Here is an 18,747-nt window from a genome sequence, read left to right as displayed (position 1 = left end):
TAGTTTGGCGTCCTGGCGGCCCTCGCCTATTTTTTGAATGCCCGGACTTCCGGGGCGCCACTCGATAGCGGTGGACAAACTTCATGAAGATCGGCCTGCTCGGACAGTTCGGGTCCGGAAACTCGGGCAATGACGGCTCGCTGGAGGCGATGCTGGTCTTCCTGCGCCGGGCCTGCCCGAAGGCCGGCCTGCTGTGCATCTGCTCCGACCCCGCGGCGATCGGCGAACGTTTTGCGCTTGAGGCGGTCGGCATTCGCGGCGCGTCCTTCTCCCGTCCGTTTTTCCGCGCCCTCGATGCCCGGCTCGGTCGCATCCCCGGCCGCATCGCCAGCCTCGTCTCGATGCTGCGGACGGCCGGCCGAATCAACGTGCTGGTGATGCCCGGCACCGGCATCCTCGACGATTTCCAGGAAACGGCGTTCGGATGGCCCTTTATCGTCTATGGCTGGTGCCTTGCCGCCCGGCTGCGCGGCGCGCGCATAGCCTTCGTCAGCATCGGCGCCGGGCCGATCCACGGCAGGCTCAGCCGATGGTTCCTCAAATCGGCGGTACGTTTGGCCGATTACCGTTCCTACCGCGACGACTACTCGCTCCGTTATGTGCAGGGCCTCGGCATCGACACCTCTTCCGACCACCGTTTTCCCGACATCGCCTTCGGCCTGCGCAAACCCGTCCGCCCTGCCGCGACGGAACGCCCGACGACGATCGGCATCGGCGTCATGCATTATCGCGGATGGCAGCGCGACCATGTCGGCGCAGAGGCGATCTACCGGACCTATCTGGACAAGATGCTGCGCGTGGTGCGCGGGCTGCTCGACGAGGGTTACGACGTGCGTCTCTTCATGGGCGATACGTCGGACGAAACGACTCTCGACGATATACGCATCGCTTTCGCCGGAAGCGGCGGCGGTCGTTTGTCAGCGGCGCGGACCAGCTCGCTGCACGCTGTCATGGAAGAAATCCAGAAGGTCGATATCGCCATCGTCTCGCGCTACAGCAACCTGCTCTGCGCCCTGAAAATCGGCCGGCCGACGCTCTCCCTCGGCTATGCGGAGAAGAACGATGAGCTGATGGCGGAATTCGGCCGGATCCCGTTCTGCCAGCATATAGAGACATTCGACGTGGACCTGCTCTTGCGGCAGGTCCGGATCGTCCTCGGCGACCTGCATGCCGCGGGCAAGGCGATCGCCCGGCGCAATGCAATGATCCGCTCCGAACTTGCCAAGCAGCAGAACCTGCTTCTCGCTCGCGTGCTTGTCGATCGCTGAACACACAATGATTCGGCAGGGTCTTCCCTACCGCTGGACGACGACGTCGCCTTCTTCCAGCGCGAGGCTCACCCGCAGGATGTCGCCGGCCATCACCGGATCGGTCTGGCCGACCTCGACTTCTTTATATTGGCCATCGAGCAGCCGGATGGCGGAGAAGCGGAAGGCGGCCTGCCGGCTGCCGTCCTTCTTTTGCAGGGCGATGCCGGCCTCGGCCATGGCCTGGACGCTATAGGCCATCTTGCGGCGAAGGCGCAGGATGTCGATGTTCACCTCGCGCAGTTCCGCCGCAACGTCTCCGCGGCGCTGCCCGCGCATGGAGACCAGTCGGCCGTCGATCGCGGTCAGGTTCTGGCGGGCGCGGGCAAGGAAGGAGCCGAACTCCAGCACGTCGCGGTTGGTCGCGGATATTTCGCGCTGTTTTTCGCGAAGCTGGGTCTTGGACGTAATGCCGCGATCCACCATGGTGCGGGCCTGTTTCACATCCTCGTCCAGGAGGGCGAGTTCACCGTCACGCAGCTTGCCGCTGCGCTCCAGCGTGTCGATCTCCTCGACATAACTTTTCTTCTGGACTTCCAGGCTTTCGAGCTCGGTGGCGAGCGTCGCGCGCCGGAGTTCGAACAGCGTGCGCTCGGATTGCACGACCTGCTGGACGATGCGCGGATCGGGCGTGCCGAGCTCTTCGCGGGCCACATAGCTGAAGTCCCGCTCGTTCAGTTCCGCTTCAAGGCGCGCCCGCTTCACATCCTGCGCCAGCAGCTGCATGCCGAGATCGGCATATTCCTGCCGCAGGCCGGCGAGTTGCACGCCGGCATTTTCCCCCTGCGCCAGCGCCTCCTTCTGCCCGCCGCCGAGCGCGAACAGTTCGAGCGCGATCATGCCGGGACGGAACTCGTAGCGGCCGGGCTTCTGGACCTCGCCGACGATGAAGACCGGCGCATAGGCTTCCACCACCACAGATGCGGAAAGATTGGCGATATGCACCTTCAGCCCCGCATCGATCGTTTCGCGGACCTCGTCGATGCTCTTGCCGGCGGCCGTGATGTTGCCGAGCAGCGGATAGCCGATCGTGCCGTCCGTGCCGATGGGAAAGGACCCGCTCAATCCGAGGTCGCCGTAAACCGTGATGCGCAGCACGTCGCCGCTGGCCAGCCGGTAGCGCTGGTCCTCAGCACCCGCCGCAGCAATCGCCTGGGCGAGGAACAGCAGGCAGGCCAGCAGCGCCAGACAAAGCATGCCTGGCGGGGGCCGATGCTCTTTGCGTGTTAGGGCCTGGACTTTTGCCATGACGTTTCGAGCCTCACATCCCGACGATCGACGGCGTGTCGATGGGGTTTTCGCTGCGTTTTCCGGCGTCGGCCGTGGACCGGTGGTGGTCCGTGACGAGGGACACGACGTTGCGGCGGCTTGCCGCGTTGTTGATGACGAGCCCTCCGACCACGATGCCGGCCGTCTTGAGGGTGCGCAGCGCCCGCACCGTGCGCACGGAATCGCTGCCGGCCGGAACGACGAGCACTGTCGTATCGGCAAGCGAGGAGACGAGCAGCGCGCTGGAACCGTTCGACAGCGCCGTCGAGTCGACGATCACGACGTCATAGGTCTGCCGGAGGGTACAGAGCAGGCGCGCAAAACCCTTGTGGCCGAGAATATGTTCGGCGGGCACATCGACCCTGCCGGCGCAGATCAGGTCGAGGCCGGACGCCCCGTCGCGGCGGATGAGCTCGTCGATCGGCACGTCCTCGGATGCCGCGACCGTATCCACCGTGCGCAGCGGCAGGACGCTGAATTCGTCGGCGATGCCGGGGGCCGTGAGATTGGTGTCGACGATGACGGTGCGCAGCCCCGTGGCGGCCAGCGAGCGGGCGAGACAGGACGCGACGAGCGTCTTGCCCTCGCCGGGGCCTGCCGATGTCACCGAAACCACCAGCACGTTGCCCGACCGGGCGGAAAGCCGCAGGCGGCCCTGCACGTCGGCGACGGCCTGGGCAAAGGGCGAGAGGGAATCGCGGATGATGCCCGCGACATTGGAGCGCTGCTGCGGGGAAAGCTCCGGGATGCGGCCGATGACGGGGCTGCCGAGATTGCTTTCGGCCGGATCGGGACGACGCCGGAAGCTCGCGCGCAGTTCCAGGAGAAGGGTCGAGAACGCGCCGCCGCCAAGGCCGAACATCAGCCCGCCCAGCAGCCAGGCCGAAAGGTCCGGGCTCGACGGCGTGCCGGACGGCATGGCGCGCGAAATGATGCGCGCCTCCGCCATGGCGATACCGTCCTGTTCGATCGTCTGCTTGTAGCGCGTCAGGTAGCTCTCGTAGATCGCCCGGTTGGCGCTTGCCTCGCGGTCAAGCTGGTCGGCCTGGACAATCGATTCGTTTGCCGTCGACATTTCGGTCTGGAGCTGTTTCAGGCTGGCCTCAAGGCCGGACTGCTGGCGCCGCGTGACCTCGATCTCGTTGCGCAGGCTGCCGACGATCTGCTCCACCTCGACGTCGATCTGTGCCTGGATCGTGGCGAGCTGCGATTTCAGGTCAGGAATCTGCGGGTTCTTCACCGCGCCGCTCTCGCTGATCGCCGCCAGCAGGCGCTTGAGGCGTGCTTCTTCGGTGCGCAGCTGCTGGATCGCCGGGGAGTTGAGAACCTCCGACAAAGCGAGACCGCCCTTTCCTTCCGATGCGTCGATTGCGGTGGCGAGCCGCGCGACCGAGCCGGCAAGCTGGGCACGCAACCGCGCCAGCTCCGCATTCAGCCCGGCGATCTGCTGCGACAGCAGGGTCGTGCCGTTCGACTTGACGATGCCGGATTTTTCGCGGAACGAGGTCGCCGTGTGTTCCGAGCGCTCCAGGTCGCTGCGCAGGCTGACGAGGCGCGTGCCGAGCCAGTCGCTGACACGCCGTGTTGCCGTCGTCTGGAGATCGACCTGATAGTTGATGTAGGTTTCCGCATAGGCGTTGGCGACGTCGGCGGTGAACTGCGGCTCCGTGCCGCTGAAGGCGACGTAGATCGTGTAGGAGCGGCCGTCATTCGTGACGCGCACGCCGGAGGTCAGCTTGTCGATGAGCACGCGCCTGTCGGCGATCGCGCGGGTGGCGTGGCCGGGCGAAGCCTGGGCGGTGCCGCTTTCCGCCGTCAGGACGAAACCCTTGGCGACATCGACGCCCGACGCCTGCAGATAGGCCAGGACCCTTTCGGCCATCGAGCGCGACGAGATGATATCGACCTCGGTGCGCAGCACCGGGCTTTCCTGCGGCAGCGAGGAAATGACGGATTCAGTCGGTAAAGCCTGGAACTTGCGCGCATCGAGCGCCAGCACCGCCTCTGCGCGGTAGCGCGACGGCTGGTCCTGATAGCCGACGGCGGCAGCCCCCATGCCCACGGCAACGCAGAAGAGGATCAGCCACCGGCGCTCGACGATGACCGAAAGCACCCTGGGAATCGCAGACTCCTCCGGGCCGGCCTGATTTTCGGACCAGATCATGACGGACTTCCTGTTGCGGAGCGGGCTTATGCCCTGCTGTTCTGAAGCGTCTCGTCCGTCAGGATTTCGCCGACCTTGCAGGCGACTTCCGTGCGGTTGGTGGCGCCGAGCTTCTTCATGATGTTGCGAATGTGCACTTTCACCGTGCTTTCGCAGAGGTTGAGTTCGCGGGCGATCATCTTGTTCGCCTTGCCGCGGCGCAGCGCCTCGGCGACGGCGGCCTGGCGCACCGTGAAGGCGGAGCCGCAGATCTTGCGCGAGGCGTAGCTGCCGAGCAGGCCGCGCATCGCAAGCACGCTGCTGGCCGGAACGAACTGCCCGCCGGCGATGGCAAGCCCGATCGCCTCGATGCAGACGTCGATATCGACCGTGCTTGGAATGAGACCGTGCACGCCGAGATCGATGACCTGCAAGACGTGTTCGATGGCATGATTGTCCGAAAGCACGACGACCGGCACCGGCTCCAGCGTGGTCACGAGCTGGGTGATCTCGTCGCGAAGCCCGGGATCGGTGATGTCGTTGCTGCCGATGTTGAGAAGAGCGGCGCGCAGCGTGCCGAGCGAGCCCTTGCGCTGCTGCCAGCTCGCCAGGCCCGAAAAGGTGAAGATGCTGATGCCGATCTGGTGGGAATCGAGGCTGTTGGCCAGACATTCACGATCGAGGTTACGCTTGTCGAAGATCGCGACGTAGTCGTTCACGGCATATCGCTGCGAGTGCCGTTCCATCTGATCCCTGAAGTCGACACGAATGTCGCTACTGGTCAGTCCTGCAGTCCGGAAAATATCAATCGATTCCCTGTCGGAATCCATCTCGTCGTCTCTTACCATGATACCCCTCACTAGATTCCTGGTCGAATTTACGAGTCTGTACCTGCCATCCACATCCAAGATAGAACTACGGCGATCTGTGCCGCTTTGTTACGCAAGAGCCATCTTGCGGACCGTGAAAGCTTCCGCGAAGAGCGAAGGCGACCGGCATTCCATTCCACGCATGCGGGCCAAACCCCGAAAGACATCCTCGTGGAACCAATCCTTGGACCTCTGCGTGGCGAAGTGCTCCATGAGCAGGTCGATCTTTCGATCGATCACGCCGGGCAACAGGGGTACGTAGGCATTGCGTTCCGTGATGTCCCCGTCCCATTTCGGGATCTCATATTCTAAGACGAAGTGGTCCCTGAATATATTCATTGTTAACTTATTTAGCTCTCGATGATCTTGATGCGCATCCCGCCGGCTATGGGTAAAAATGACGTCCGGCTCTACTCTTTCGCGCAAATCCAGCAGGAAAACCTTGATCTCGCGGCTCTGGCTCGGGAAGTAGCTGTCCTCGAAACCGCACACCTCGACCGTGGCCGAAGCAGCGCCTTCGAGGAAGGCTGCCGCCGAGCGCCGCGTCTCGGCCGCGCGCTCCGTGGTGGCACTCATGACGCACCAGTGGACCTCCAGCTTCACGCCCGCGGCGATCAGACCGAGGATCGTGCCGCCGGCACCGATCTCGATGTCGTCGGCATGCGCGCCCAGGCACAGGATGCGCAACCGGTGGCCGGCAGACGCCATGGGCAACGCTTTCATGACCGGCCTGCCACGCGAAGGTTCGAGACACGCTCGCCCGGAACCTGGCGGACCCACGGCATCTCGCCGCGTTCGACCATTTCCTCCAGCATCTGCCAGTCGCGCAGCGTATCCATCGAGCGCCAGAAGCCCTCGTGTTTGTAGGCCATCAGCATGTCGTCCGCGATCAGCCGCAGGAAGGGTTCGAGCACCAGCTCCTCGCCTTCCCGCATGTAGTCGAAAATCTCGCGGCGCATCAGGAAGTAGCCGCCGTTGATCCAGATTTCCGAGGTCTCGGACGAGCGGAACTCGCGCACCCGGCCGGTCTCGTCGATATCGGCGATGTGGTAGGTCAGCGGCGGGCGCACAGCCAGGAAGCAGGCGATCTTGCCGCTTGCCTCGAAGCGGGCGACCATGTCGTCGAGATCGACGTCGGTGAGGCCGTCGCTGTAATTGGCGAGGAACATGCGCTCGCCCTTCACCTGCTCGCGCACCGCCCAGAGGCGTTCGCCGATATTGCGCCAGATTCCGGTGTCGATCAGCGCGATGCGCCATTGCTGCTGCGCATCGCCCAGGAGCTCGACCCTGCCCTCGCCGGAGACGACGCAATCCGAAAAGGTCTGTGGCCGGCAGTTCAGGAAGAAATCCTTGATGACGTTCGACTTGTAGCCGAGGCACAGGGTGAAATCGTCATGGCCGTAGGAGGCGTAATATTGCATGACATGGCGCAGGATGGGCTGCGCGCCGAGCGGGATCATCGGCTTGGGTATGCTTTCCGAATAGTCCCGGATGCGCGTGCCGCGGCCGCCGCAGAAAAGCACCACCTTCATGACAGCACCTCCAGCGGATCGAGCACACTGACTTCGGGGATCGGCACGATGAACTTCGCGCCCCATTCGCCGACATGGCGCATCTGGCCGATGATTTCGGCCTTCAGGTTCCAGGGCAGGATGAGAATGTAGTCCGGCCGGTGCGTGTCGATCGCCTCGACGGGCAGGATCGGTATGTGCATGCCCGGCGTGTAGCGGCCGTGTTTGTAGGGATTGCGGTCGACCGTGAAATCCAGGAAATCCGTGCCGATGCCGCAATAGTTCAGAAGCGTATTGCCCTTGCCCGGCGCGCCATAGCCGCAGATGCGGCCGCCGCGCTCCTTCACGCTGATGAGGTAATAGAGCAGGTTGCGCTTGGCCTGCCGCGCCCGGACGGAGAAGGACGTGTAGGCCTCCACGTCGTGCAGGCCGGCGCGGCGCTCCTGCCCCAGCAGGCCGGCGACATTCGGGCTGATCACCCCGCAGCGGCCGGCATGGCCGAGATAGACCCGCAGCGAACCGCCATGGGTGGGCAGTTCCTCGACGTCGAAGATCTCCAGGCCGTGCACCCTTGCGGCGATCTGCACCGTGAACAGCGAGAAATACGAGAAATGCTCGTGATAGATCTGGTCGAACTGGTTTTCCGCAATCAGCGTGGCGACATGCGGGAATTCGATGGTCACGACGCCCTGCGGCTTCAGGATGCGCTTCATGCCCGCCAGGAAGTCGTTGATGTCGGGCACTTGGGCCAGCACGTTGTTGGCGACGATCAGGTCGGCCTTCTGGCCGGCTGCGGCCATCTCGCCGGCAAGGCGCTTGCCGAAGAAGGCGACCCGCGTCGGGATGCCCCTGGCGATCGCGGCATCGGCGACGTTTCTGGCCGGCTCGACGCCGAGCACGGGAATGTCGCGCGCCACGAAATGCTGCAGGAGGTAGCCGTCATTGCTTGCGAGCTCCACGACGAAGCTGTGCCTGTCGAGGGCGAAGCGGTTGATCACCTCTTCGCAATAGCGCTCCGCATGCGCCACCCAGCTGGTGGAGTAGGAGGAGAAGTAGGCATACTCCTCGAAGATGCTTTCCGGGCTGACGAACTCTTCCAGCTGGACGAGCAGGCAGGCCTCGCAGACCCGCGCATGCAGCGGATAATAGGCCTCCATCAGCCCAAGTTCGCTTTCCTGCCGGAAACTTTCGCATGGCGGTGACATGCCGAGGTCGACGACGGTGTGTTTCAGGGTAGCGCCGCACAGCCGGCACGCCGGCCGAAGCGACAAATTGTGTGAATTCGAGAGCGAATGGCCGGCCTGCAAGTTCATGGCAACGCCTCCAACAGTGATTTTCGGTCCTCAAGCCCTTCGGGGACCGTTTCTCGACGTGTTGGCAGAGTAAGCGCAGCCTAAAAACCCTTCGATACTACTATATGAACATTCTACCCTGACCGAAAGGCGTAGCACTCTGAAACGCGTGTAAGCGAACCTTAACCAAGCCTAAACCGCACGTACCGGTCTACCCCGGAAACCCCACTTGGCAGGCGCTCCGCATCGGGCAGGATGGCGCCGAAAAAGGGGAGAATCACATGCTTTTCACCAGGACCGATCTCGATGGCGTCTGGCTAATCGAAGCCTCTCCCGTCCGTGACGAGCGCGGTTCCTTCGCCCGGACCTTCTGCGCCGACGAGATGGAGCAGCATGGGCTCGAAACCCGCTTCGTCCAGCACAGCCTCTCCCGCTCGACGCAAAAACACACGCTTCGCGGCCTGCACTTCCAGAAGGAGCCGCACCAGGAGGTGAAGCTGGTATCGTGCCTTACGGGCGCGATCTGGGACGTGGCGGTGGACCTGCGCCCGCAATCGCCCACTTACGGCCGCTGGACGGCGGCGGAACTGAGTGCGGAAAACATGCGCCAGTTCTACATTCCCCAGGGCTTTGCGCACGGCTTCCTGTCGCTGACGGAGAATGCTGCGGTCGGCTACCTCATCTCGACGCGCTACGCGCCCGACGCAGCCTCCGGCGCCCGCTACGACGATCCCGCCTTTTCGATCGACTGGCCGGCAAAACCGGCCGTGATCTCGGACAAGGACAGGGCCTGGCCGCTCCTAAATCACGTTTGACGGTTAACGGAATCCTCCGCTTTACCGAGCAGTCCGCATTGTTTCAGTCGGTCGGCGGCGTAGGCGATATCCGCGAACGGCAGGCCGGAGCGGCTGGCAATATCGAGCAGGCCATGGCTGCCGTCCGCCAGGTTCAGCACCCAGAGATAGGCCATGGTGATGTCGGAGGTCGTCTTGTGCCCTCCCGTTGCCGAATAGAGCCCCCGTCGCCCAAGTTGCGGCTCCCCCTTCGGCGAGAGGTTGAGCGGCACCCAGTCGGTTTCGAGTATGTCGATGATATCCGTGATCATCCGGAAGGAGGATGCGAGATGGTCCGGTCGTACGAGATCCAGGTTGTCGGCGGAGGTGTGATATTCGGGGAAGGTGCCGAAGGCGCTGCGCTGGAGAAGTCCGACCGGCAGGTTGAAGCCCGGCGAACAGAACTGCCGTTCGTCATAACCGTAGGGGCTGAAATCGAGCATCGTCACCTTTCGTCCGGCGCAGCGCACGCTTTCCATGACGCGGTCGATCATCGCGTCGCCGCGGCGGCTGCGCTTGTAGACCGGCCCGCCGGCGTCGCCGATGCAGGAGACGACGAGGCTGTGGTCGATGCCGGCAAGCCTGTCCTCGTTGCCGGCAAGCCAGCAGAGCGCGCCGATCGTGCCGGGAGCAAAAAGGAAGCGATAGCCGTAGCGGTTTTGCCGCCCGGCAAGCATCCTTGCGAGGAGGGTCAGCACGGCGAGGCCGGAACAATTGTCGTTAGCGAGCGAGGGATGGCAGATATGGGCGGTGAGCAGCACCTCGCGCTCCGTCGTGCCCGGCAGGAAGACCTCGCCATAGGTGAGCGAACCATCGGCAAGGGTGGTGTCGATGAAGACGTCGTAGTCGCCCTCCTCCAGCGCGAGATAGTCGCGATGGCGCATGCAAAAGCCCCAGTCCCGGCGGTAATAGCTGGTCCTGTAGGGGATCAGGTCGGGCTGGTCCGGCAACGTGTGGAGATGTGCACGCAGTTCCGAGAGCGGCATGCGGCGGGCGACGGGCTCGCTGTAGCTGACGAGGTGCAGGTTGGATTGGGCGAAATCCACCACGACCCTGCCGCTCGCCGTGCGGATATGGGCGTTTCGCACGGTCCATTCCTGCGGCACCGTCCAGTCGAAGACCGGCGTGCCGGAGGGCACTTCCCTCACGGCGATGTCAATGTGCTCCGACAGGATCGCCAGCGTCTCGCGAACCCCTTCGCCGGTGATGCTGCGGCAGATCGGAAACAGCCGCGAGACCAGGGCATGAAGCTCACCGCCGAGATCGGCAGGCCCCTCCCGCACTATGCCGTCGTCGACCCTTGGAACTTCGTTCATCGCGCGGCCTCAGGCATGCGCCTGTCGCAACGCCGCCGGGCTTTCCGCCGCCGGCAGCCAGCGCAGATCCGGGTCGATCGTGTTGCTGCGCAGGAGATCGCGGATATGGCTGATGCGCTGGTAGCGCGGCCCTTCGAACTCTTCCATGCTCAGCCCGCCGCTGCCATAGGCGGCGTAGAGCTGGCGGGCGCCGGCGACCACGTCCCATTGCGGGCGGAACGCCGGAAGCATCCGCGCGATCTTGCCGAAATCGACACGATAAGAACGTGGATCGGGGCCTGCCTCGCTGGCATATTCCAGCCGGCAGCCCGGCACGGTCTCGGCCACCACGTCGGCGATGTCGCGGATGCGGTAGTTGTGTGCGGTCTGGCCGACATTGAAGGCCTGGTTGAAGACGACCTCCCGCGGCGCCTCCAGCGCCGCCAGGAAGGCGCGGGAAATGTCCTCGACATGCACGATCGGCCGCCACGGCGTGCCGTCCGATTTCAGCAGGATGAGGCTCTTGGTGACCGCCCAGGCGACGAGGTTGTTCAGCACGATATCGAAGCGCAGCATGGGCGACAGGCCATAGGCCGTCGCCGGCCTGAGGAAGACGGTGCAGAAGTTGCGATCCGCAAGCGCGCCGATATCCCCCTCCGCCCGGACCTTGGAAATGCCATAGGCCGAGACCGGGTTGAGCGGCGCATCCTCGTTGACGAGATCGTCCCCGGCAAGGCCGTAATTGCTGCACGAAGAGGCGAAGAGAAAGCGGCTGACGCCGGCCTCCCTTGCGGCGCGCGCAACCCGCACGCTACCCTTGTGGTTGATATCGTAGGTGACGTCCGGATCGAGGTTGCTCAGCGGATCGTTCGACAGCGCCGCGAGATGCACGACCGCGTCGAAACCTTCGAGGTCGCGGGCCGTAATGTCGCGCACGTCCTTCAGGACGGAGGGAACCTCGGTCATCGGGCCGCCGGGCGCATAGGCGCAGCGGCGGTAGAGCCGGCTGTCGTAGCCATGCACGTCGTGCCCCGCCTGCAGGAGGATCGGCACCATGACGGCGCCGATATAGCCTTGGTGTCCCGTGACAAGCACCTTCATATCCGGATCTCCCCATCGTGATTGTAAAGGGATGCTAAAACGGTGCGCAGCGGAGCACGATTGATGACAAAGACGGCGCTGCGCACCGGAAGGAGGCACTGGGTTACAAAGCCTACTTCTTTTAGACAGGGTCAGGCGGTCCGGGCCGCCGCCACCGGTTCCTCAACGTTCGGCAAGCTGTTGTAGCGGCGGAAGACGACGTCGGACGGGCGCCCGACGAGGTAGTTCTCGATGCCGTGCTCGAGGGCCAGGTGGTAGACGCCGAGCGCGCCGTCGAAGGCCGCGATGGTCTGGTCTATCTCGTCGTCGCCATGGGTGTAGCTCACCACCAGCGACGGCGCGAGCACGCCGCGCCGGATGGTCTCCTGCAACAACAGCGTCCGGAAGGCCTGCGAGGGCGTGCCCTCCCGCCCCCGCGTGGCATAGGTCAGGCAGGCGGGATGCCCCGCGACGGAGACGAAGCGCTGGAGGCCGTGATGCACGATCGCCTGCTCGATGCCGGCCTTCAGCCGCAGCCCCTGGCGGCGCAGGCGCGAGATGACCGGCTCCTGCGCATAGACATGCATCGTCGCGATCGCCGCCGCCATGGCGTGGGTCTCGGCGCCATGGGTGGTCGACAGAAGGAAGACGCGCGGCCGTTCAACCTGCTCGATGCCGCCGAGCTCCATGAGCTCGCGCCGGCCGGCAAGTGCGGAGATGGCGAAGCCGTTGCCGAGCGCCTTGCCGAAGCAGGAAAGGTCCGGCCGCAGCCCGTAATATTCCTGCGCGCCGCCCCTCGCCCAGCGGAAGCCGGTGATCATCTCGTCGAGAATGAACAGCGCGCCATTCTGGTGGCACAGCTCCTGAAGGTCATGGAGATAGCCCTCCGCGGGATCGTCGCCGCGCGAGGCCTCCAGAATGAAGGCGGCGATCTTGCCCGGATGGCGGGCGAACAGGTCGCGCGCGTCGTCGAGATCGTTGTAGCGAAAGCCGAGCGTCAGGTTGCGCACGGCCTCGGGAATGCCGGCATTCATCTCCGTCGTGCCGATGAACCAGTCGTCGGTGGAGAAGAACGGATGGTCCTGGCAGCGCGCAATATAGTCCCGGCCGGTCGCCGCCCGTGCGAGGCGAACCGCCGCCGAGGTCGCATCCGACCCGTCCTTGCAGAATTTCACCATGTCCGCGCCGGGCACCATCTGGAGGAAGGCCGAGGCGCACTCGACCTCGATACGCGCCGGCCGGGTGAAATTGCAGCCGAGCTCCAGTTGATGTGCCACGGCATCGAGGACGGGAGCATAGGCATGGCCGAGGCCGACCGCGCGGTTGCCCATGCCGTATTCGATATAGGCGTTTCCATCGACGTCAAAGACATGGCAGCCATGGCCTTCGACGATGAAACCGGGGGACAGCACCGGATACTGGTCGTCCCCCTTGGCATAGGTATGGGCGCCGCCGGGGATGACCCAATGGGCACGCCGGCGGAGCCTGTCGGAATTTGCGAAGTCCTGAATGAAGCCGTCCATGGAACTCTCCCGTTCGGTCCCTCGATGCACTATCGGCGCTTCAGCGCCGGGTGCATCCGCACTCTTGGGGGAAAGCGACCTGACCGAAAGGCGTAGGACCAATCGAGATTCAGTTCAGGCCGTGCCGAAAATGGTGAGTTTCCGTGAGCCGGAGCGCAGCGTACTTTCGGACGTGAGCACCGGAAGCGCGGAAAATCGCCGTTTGCAGGCCGGCATGGGCTGAATGTTGATTGGTCCTGGGGCTCAGTCGAACAGTTCGTTCAGCTTGAAGATCACTTCCGTTCGGTTGCGCACCTTCAGCTTCTTCATGATGTTGCGGATATGAACCTTGACCGTGCTTTCCTGCAGGTCGAGTTCATAGGCGATGATCTTGTTGGCTTTGCCGAGCTTGAGCATCGCGATGACATCTTCTTCCCGGTAGGTGAAGATCTCGGCGCGCTTGCGCTCCTGCTGATCGGCGACGGACATCAGCCGGCGCAGTTCCGGCAGGCTTTCGGTGGAGATGAAGATGCCGCCCGAAAGTGCCAGCGAGATCGCCTTGACGCAGACGGCGATGCCGACGGCCGAGGGGATGAAGCCCCTGACGCCGAGTTCGAGCGCTGTCAGCACCTGCCGCAGGTCATGGCTGTCGGAAAGGATGATGACCGGCAGGTCGGGGAAGCGCGTGAGGAGCGTTCGGATCTCCTCCTCGATGCGCGGCTCGGTGACATCGTGGCTGCCGACATTGATCAGCACGCCGCTCGATGCTTCGGCATATTTCGCCATCCAAGTCTCGATGGAGTTGAAAAGCACGATCGTCATATCGAGACCGTGCGATACAAGGCTTTGTGATAGGCATTCCCGGTCGAGGGCGCGCTCATCGATGATATCGAGGACCCGCGTACTTCCGAACGCACTCTTCGCCGCATTGGCTGACTTGTAAGCTGCCGACCGGACTGCGCCATTCGAAGGCTTCCGGTAGCTCCATCCGTTTATTCCCGCGATTTCGGCCACAGCAAAATTCTCCGGACTCTACAATTTACCTAAAGAGAACTGTCCCCTGCCAGTTAAGCGCCGACCAAGTAAAACAACTTCCAGATGCCGCAACATCCGAAGACGCTACGCAAAACAATATTCATTTTCGGTAGGCGCTGCATTCTGTTAGGTTTAAATTATATCAAAAAAATAGCTGAGAACAGATTCGGAAAATACGTAGAAAAGGGGCTATACAATCGCTTAACGTGCGTATATACTGATCACAGTTCTCTATAGTTGTACCGAACGCTCCCTATGTCTGCAGTGTCCCTGAGATCGCATTCATGAGTTCGAGTCGACCCTCCTCACGCACTCCGTCGGGACTGGATGACCTGGGCGCGAGATCCGTCGCGGGCGTCGTCGCGATCGGCGCATCGGCCGGAGGGCTCGACGCCTGCCGGAGCCTCCTCGACGCCATGCCGTCGGGCGGCGGCAACGCCTACATCCTCGTCCAGCATCTCGACCCGGCGCGCGAAAGCATGCTGGTGGGCCTGCTCTCCGGCCATACCCCGATGACGGTGATCGAGGCCGCGGACGGCCAGCGGCTGGAACCGGACCATCTCTTCATCATTCCGCCCGGCCGCTATATCGCCGTCAATGCCGGCACGATCCGGCTGAGCACGCCGTCGGAGCGCGACGGCATGCGCATGCCCTACGATTTCCTGCTGCATTCGCTGGCGACGGAATACGGGCCACGCGCGACCGCGGTCGTGCTTTCCGGCACCGGAACGGACGGCAGTCTCGGCGTGCGGTTCATTCGCGAGGCGGGCGGCCGCGTCTATGTGCAGGATCCGAACGAGGCCAGCTACGAAGGCATGCCAAACAGCGTGATCGATTCCGGCATGGCCGACCAGATCATGCCGCTCTCGGCCATCGGCCAGGCCCTGCATGGCGCGCCCTCACCGGCAATCGCGCAGGACAAGGAACACGTCTCCAAGCAGGCGGCCATGGAGGCGATCCTCACCCTCCTGCGCCAGTCGACCGGCAAGGACTTTTCGCTCTACAAGCAGGGCACGCTCCACCGGCGGCTGGAGCGGCGCATGGCCATGGCCGGCATCCCTTCGTCCGACCGGGCGCGCTATCTCGGCATCCTCGAAGAAAACCCCTTCGAGCTCTCCCAGCTCGCCACCGACATCCTCATCAATGTCACGAGCTTCTTCCGCGATCCCGAGATCTTCGATCGCCTGCGCTCGACCATCGTGCCCCAGCTTATCCGCCATCATCCGCCAGAGCTGACGCTGCGGCTGTGGGTTGCCGGATGCAGCACCGGCGAGGAAGCCTATTCGCTGGCGATGCTCGTGCAGGAATGCATCGCGGACGCGAAGTCGGAGATCAAGTTGCAGGTCTTCGCCTCCGATGCCGACGAGGAAGCCATAGCCTTCGCCCGCGAGGGCAACTATCCGAAGATGATCGAGGCCGACGTCTCGCAGGAGCGCCTGGAGCGTTTCTTCATCGCGGAGGAATACGGCTACCGCGTGGGTCCGGAGCTGCGCGCCTCGGTGATCTTCGCGGTGCAGAACATCCTGACCGACCCGCCCTTCTCTAACATCGACCTCATCTCCTGCCGCAATCTTCTCATCTATCTCGGGCCGGAAGCGCAGGCCAAGGTCATCGCGCTCTGCCATTTCGCACTCAATGAAAACGGCATCCTGCTGCTCGGAAGCACCGAGACGGTCGGCAGCGGGGCAAGCCGCTTCGACATCATCGACAAGGCCGCGAAGATCTTCCGGCGCCAGGGACAACGCGGCCGCTACGGCTTCGCCATCAACGCCTTCGACACGGTGCGGGCACGCGCGCAGCAGGGACAGGCGCAGTTCCCGAACCGCCAGGCCGCACTTGCCGACCTCAGCCGCCGCACGATCCTTGACGCCTATGCGCCCGCCACGGTGCTGATCAACCGGAAATATGAATATCTCTATTCGCTCGGCCCCGTGCAGCGCTACCTGCGTATCGCGCCCGGCTATCCGACCCAGGATCTCTTCACGATCACCCCGCGCAGCATTCACACGAAACTGCGCTCGGCGCTGCACCGTGCCTTGCAGGAAAAGGTGCGCACCGTCGCCGCCGGCCTTTACCACGATGCGGACGACACCCTGTCGCGCTACGATATCGTCGTGCAGCCCGTCACCAGCGACGGCGAGGACCTGTTTCTCGTCAGCTTCTTCGACGTGGCGCGGGAAGCGCCGGCCACCGACACCACGGACCTGCCGGACGATCCCCGCTCGCGCGCGCTGGAGCGCGAACTGGCGGCCACCCGGACGGAACTCCAGGCGGCGATCCGCGACCTGGAAAACGCGGCGGAGGAGCAGAAGGCAATCAATGCGGAGACGCTTTCGCTCAACGAGGAATACCAATCCGCAAACGAGGAGCTTCTCACCTCGAAGGAGGAACTCCAGTCGCTGAACGAGGAGCTCACCGCGCTCAACATCCAGCTCCAGGAGGCGCTGGAGCGGCAGCGCGCCACGGCGAATGATCTGGAAAACGTGCTCTACAGCACCGATGTCGCGACGATCTTCCTCGATCTGGAATTGCGCATCCGCTACTTCACGCCGGCGACCCGCGCGATCTTCAACGTGCTGGTCGGCGATATCGGCCGGCCGCTCGGCGACCTCAATTCGCGCGTGCCGGATTCGACGCTGCTCAGCGACGCCGCCGCCGTGCTGAAGGGCAGCACCAGCAAGGAGCGCGAGGTAAGAACGACCAGCGGCACCTGGTATCTGCGCCGCATCATGCCCTACCGAACCCAGGAGGGCGACACGGAAGGCGTGGTCATCACCTTCGCCGATATCACCACCCAGCACCACGCCACCGACGCGCTCGATCGGGCAAAACACACCGCCGAGCGGGCCAATGCGGCGAAATCCCGCTTCCTCGCCACGGCAAGCCACGACCTGCGCCAGCCCCTGCAATCCTTGGCATTGCTCCAGGGCCTGCTAGAAAAATCGGTCGAGGGCGAAAAGGCGCAGCGGCTGGTGCGGAGTTTTCGCGATACGCTCGGCTCGATGTCGGCCATGCTCAACGCCTTGCTCGACATCAACCAGATCGAGGCCGGCACAGTCTATCCGCGCATCGTGACATGCAGCGTCAACGACGTGCTGGAGCGACTGCATGAGGAATTCAGCTACAGCGCGATCGAGAAGGACCTGTCGCTCCACTTCGTTCCCTGCACGCTCCCGATCCGGACCGATCCGCGCCTGCTGGAACAGATCGTCCGCAATCTTCTGGCCAATGCCGTCAAATACACCAAGAAGGGCAGGATCCTTCTGGGGTGCCGGCGCCATGGCGATGCGCTGGCCATCGAGGTCTGGGATAGCGGCGTCGGCATTCCCTCCCACGAGCTCCAGTCGATTTTCGACGAGTACCACCAGGCCTATAACGAAACGACCGAGGATGAGCTCGGCCTCGGGCTCGGCCTGTCGATCGTGCGGCGCCTCAGCCTGCTGCTCGGCCACAAGGTCCAGGTCCGCTCGGTGCCCGGCAAGGGCTCGGTCTTCTCGATCCATGTGGCACTCGGCCGCGAAGATCCGCACAGGGACAAGCCCGCCTTCATCAGCGAAAGCCCGCCGCCGCCCCCGGTGCGCGGCACCGTCCTTGTCGTGGAGGACGACCCGAAGGTTCGCAGCCTCATCGAGATTGCGCTGCGCGACGAACAGCACCTCGTCCATGTGGCGGAGAGCGGCGAGACCGCGATCGAGCTTGTGGCGAGCGGTGCGGTGGTGCCGACTCTCATCCTGGCCGACAACAACCTGCCGCACGACAAGAACGGCATCGAGGTGACAAAACACCTTCGCTCCATCCTCGGCGACGATGTACCCGCGATCGTGCTGACCGGCGACATTTCGGCGGAGACATTGCGCCTTCTCTCGGCCGAAGATTGCCTGCATATGCCGAAGCCGGTGAGCCTCGACGACCTCTTGAAGGCGATCCAGCTGCTGCTGCGCTCGAATGCGGGGCTCGATGACGACCGGCCCGACGCGCCGCCGCCATCCCTGTCCGACGGACCGGAGATCTTCATCGTCGACGACGACCGCATGATGCGCGAGGTGCTGCGCGAGACGTTCGAAGCCCATCAACGGCCCGTGCGGACCTTCGCAAGCGGCGAGGCCTTTCTCACCGCTTTTGAAGACAAGGAACCGGGATGCGTGCTGATGGACGTCAACCTGCCGGGCATGAGCGGCCTAAAGGTGCTGGAAACCCTGCGCGGCAAGGGCATCACATTGCCGATCATCATGATCACCGGCGCGGGCGACGTCTCCACGGCCGTGCAGGCCATGAAGGCCGGCGCCTCCGATTTTATCGAGAAGCCGATCGGCCCGTCCGACCTGCTGGCCTCCGTGGCCGCGGCGCTGGAGCGCAATCGCGACGTGGGCAAACGCGGCGTCTGGCAACGGTTGGCGAAGGACCGCTTGGCGGCGCTGACCGGCCGCCAGCGGGAAATTCTCGAACGGGTGCTGGCCGGTCAGTCCAGCAAGGTGATCGCCCAGGATCTGGATCTCAGCCAGCGCACCGTCGAGGCGCACCGCGCCGCGATCATGAAGCGTATGGGCGCCGGCTCGCTGCCGGCGCTCGCCCGCCTGATGGCGGCGGCGGAAGGCGGCGGCGCGGGCTGAA

The 18,747-nt window shown here is 63.9% G+C and carries 13 protein-coding genes; 3 read left to right on the top strand and 10 right to left on the bottom strand.

Annotated features, from left to right (window positions below; genetic code table 11):
• The first annotated feature begins 83 nt into the window (after positions 1-83).
• Positions 84-1,268, top strand: a complete 1,185-nt coding sequence (locus tag GB927_RS20095; RefSeq protein WP_256118991.1) for a polysaccharide pyruvyl transferase family protein — start codon at positions 84-86, stop codon at positions 1,266-1,268.
• 27 nt (positions 1,269-1,295) lie between these two features.
• Here the strand turns inward: GB927_RS20095 and GB927_RS20090 are convergent, their stop codons facing one another.
• The 6 genes from GB927_RS20090 to GB927_RS20065 form a co-directional block, all read right to left on the bottom strand.
• Complete coding sequence (locus tag GB927_RS20090) at positions 1,296-2,504, bottom strand: polysaccharide biosynthesis/export family protein (protein ID WP_256118990.1); 1,209 nt, start codon at positions 2,502-2,504, stop codon at positions 1,296-1,298.
• 64 nt (positions 2,505-2,568) lie between these two features.
• Positions 2,569-4,740: a GumC family protein gene (locus tag GB927_RS20085; RefSeq protein WP_256118989.1), complete on the bottom strand. Its 2,172-nt coding sequence runs from the start codon at positions 4,738-4,740 to the stop codon at positions 2,569-2,571.
• A 26-nt stretch (positions 4,741-4,766) separates the two neighbouring features.
• Entirely contained in the window at positions 4,767-5,438 is a 672-nt protein-coding gene (locus GB927_RS20080) for a response regulator transcription factor (protein WP_256118988.1), read from the bottom strand.
• 219 nt (positions 5,439-5,657) lie between these two features.
• A complete protein-coding gene (locus tag GB927_RS20075; RefSeq protein ID WP_256118987.1) occupies positions 5,658-6,311 on the bottom strand; it encodes a PIG-L deacetylase family protein in 654 nt (217 codons plus the stop codon).
• Complete coding sequence (locus GB927_RS20070; RefSeq protein WP_256118985.1) at positions 6,308-7,120, bottom strand: glucose-1-phosphate cytidylyltransferase; 813 nt, start codon at positions 7,118-7,120, stop codon at positions 6,308-6,310. The genes GB927_RS20075 and GB927_RS20070 overlap by 4 nt, the downstream gene beginning before the upstream one ends.
• Positions 7,117-8,412 (bottom strand): class I SAM-dependent methyltransferase, encoded by a 1,296-nt coding sequence (locus GB927_RS20065; protein WP_256118984.1) that lies wholly within the window; start codon positions 8,410-8,412, stop codon positions 7,117-7,119. The genes GB927_RS20070 and GB927_RS20065 overlap by 4 nt, the downstream gene beginning before the upstream one ends.
• 260 nt (positions 8,413-8,672) lie before the next feature.
• Between GB927_RS20065 and rfbC the strand changes: the two genes are divergently transcribed.
• Positions 8,673-9,206 carry a dTDP-4-dehydrorhamnose 3,5-epimerase gene (gene rfbC, locus GB927_RS20060; protein ID WP_256118983.1) on the top strand — a complete coding sequence of 178 codons (534 nt, stop codon included), beginning with the start codon at positions 8,673-8,675 and terminating at the stop codon, positions 9,204-9,206.
• Here the strand turns inward: rfbC and GB927_RS20055 are convergent.
• The 4 genes from GB927_RS20055 to GB927_RS20040 form a co-directional block, all read right to left on the bottom strand.
• Positions 9,197-10,540, bottom strand: a complete 1,344-nt coding sequence (locus GB927_RS20055; protein ID WP_256118982.1) for a DUF4910 domain-containing protein — start codon at positions 10,538-10,540, stop codon at positions 9,197-9,199. The two genes, rfbC and GB927_RS20055, sit on opposite strands and share 10 nt — an antisense overlap.
• Positions 10,541-10,549: 9 nt before the next feature.
• A complete protein-coding gene (locus GB927_RS20050; protein WP_256118981.1) occupies positions 10,550-11,620 on the bottom strand; it encodes an NAD-dependent epimerase/dehydratase family protein in 1,071 nt (356 codons plus the stop codon).
• Positions 11,621-11,751: 131 nt separating this feature from the next.
• Positions 11,752-13,122: a glutamate-1-semialdehyde 2,1-aminomutase gene (locus tag GB927_RS20045; protein ID WP_256118980.1), complete on the bottom strand. Its 1,371-nt coding sequence runs from the start codon at positions 13,120-13,122 to the stop codon at positions 11,752-11,754.
• A 243-nt stretch (positions 13,123-13,365) separates the two neighbouring features.
• Entirely contained in the window at positions 13,366-13,923 is a 558-nt protein-coding gene (locus GB927_RS20040; RefSeq protein ID WP_256118979.1) for a response regulator transcription factor, read from the bottom strand.
• A gap of 497 nt (positions 13,924-14,420) precedes the next feature.
• Here GB927_RS20040 and GB927_RS20035 point away from each other — a divergent pair, with 497 nt between their 5' ends.
• Positions 14,421-18,746: a chemotaxis protein CheB gene (locus GB927_RS20035; RefSeq protein ID WP_256118978.1), complete on the top strand. Its 4,326-nt coding sequence runs from the start codon at positions 14,421-14,423 to the stop codon at positions 18,744-18,746.
• Position 18,747: the final 1 nt, after the last annotated feature.

Source organism: Shinella lacus, assembly GCF_010994755.1.
Lineage (GTDB): Bacteria > Pseudomonadota > Alphaproteobacteria > Rhizobiales > Rhizobiaceae > Shinella > Shinella lacus.
This window is presented reverse-complemented; position numbering and strand designations above follow the sequence as displayed.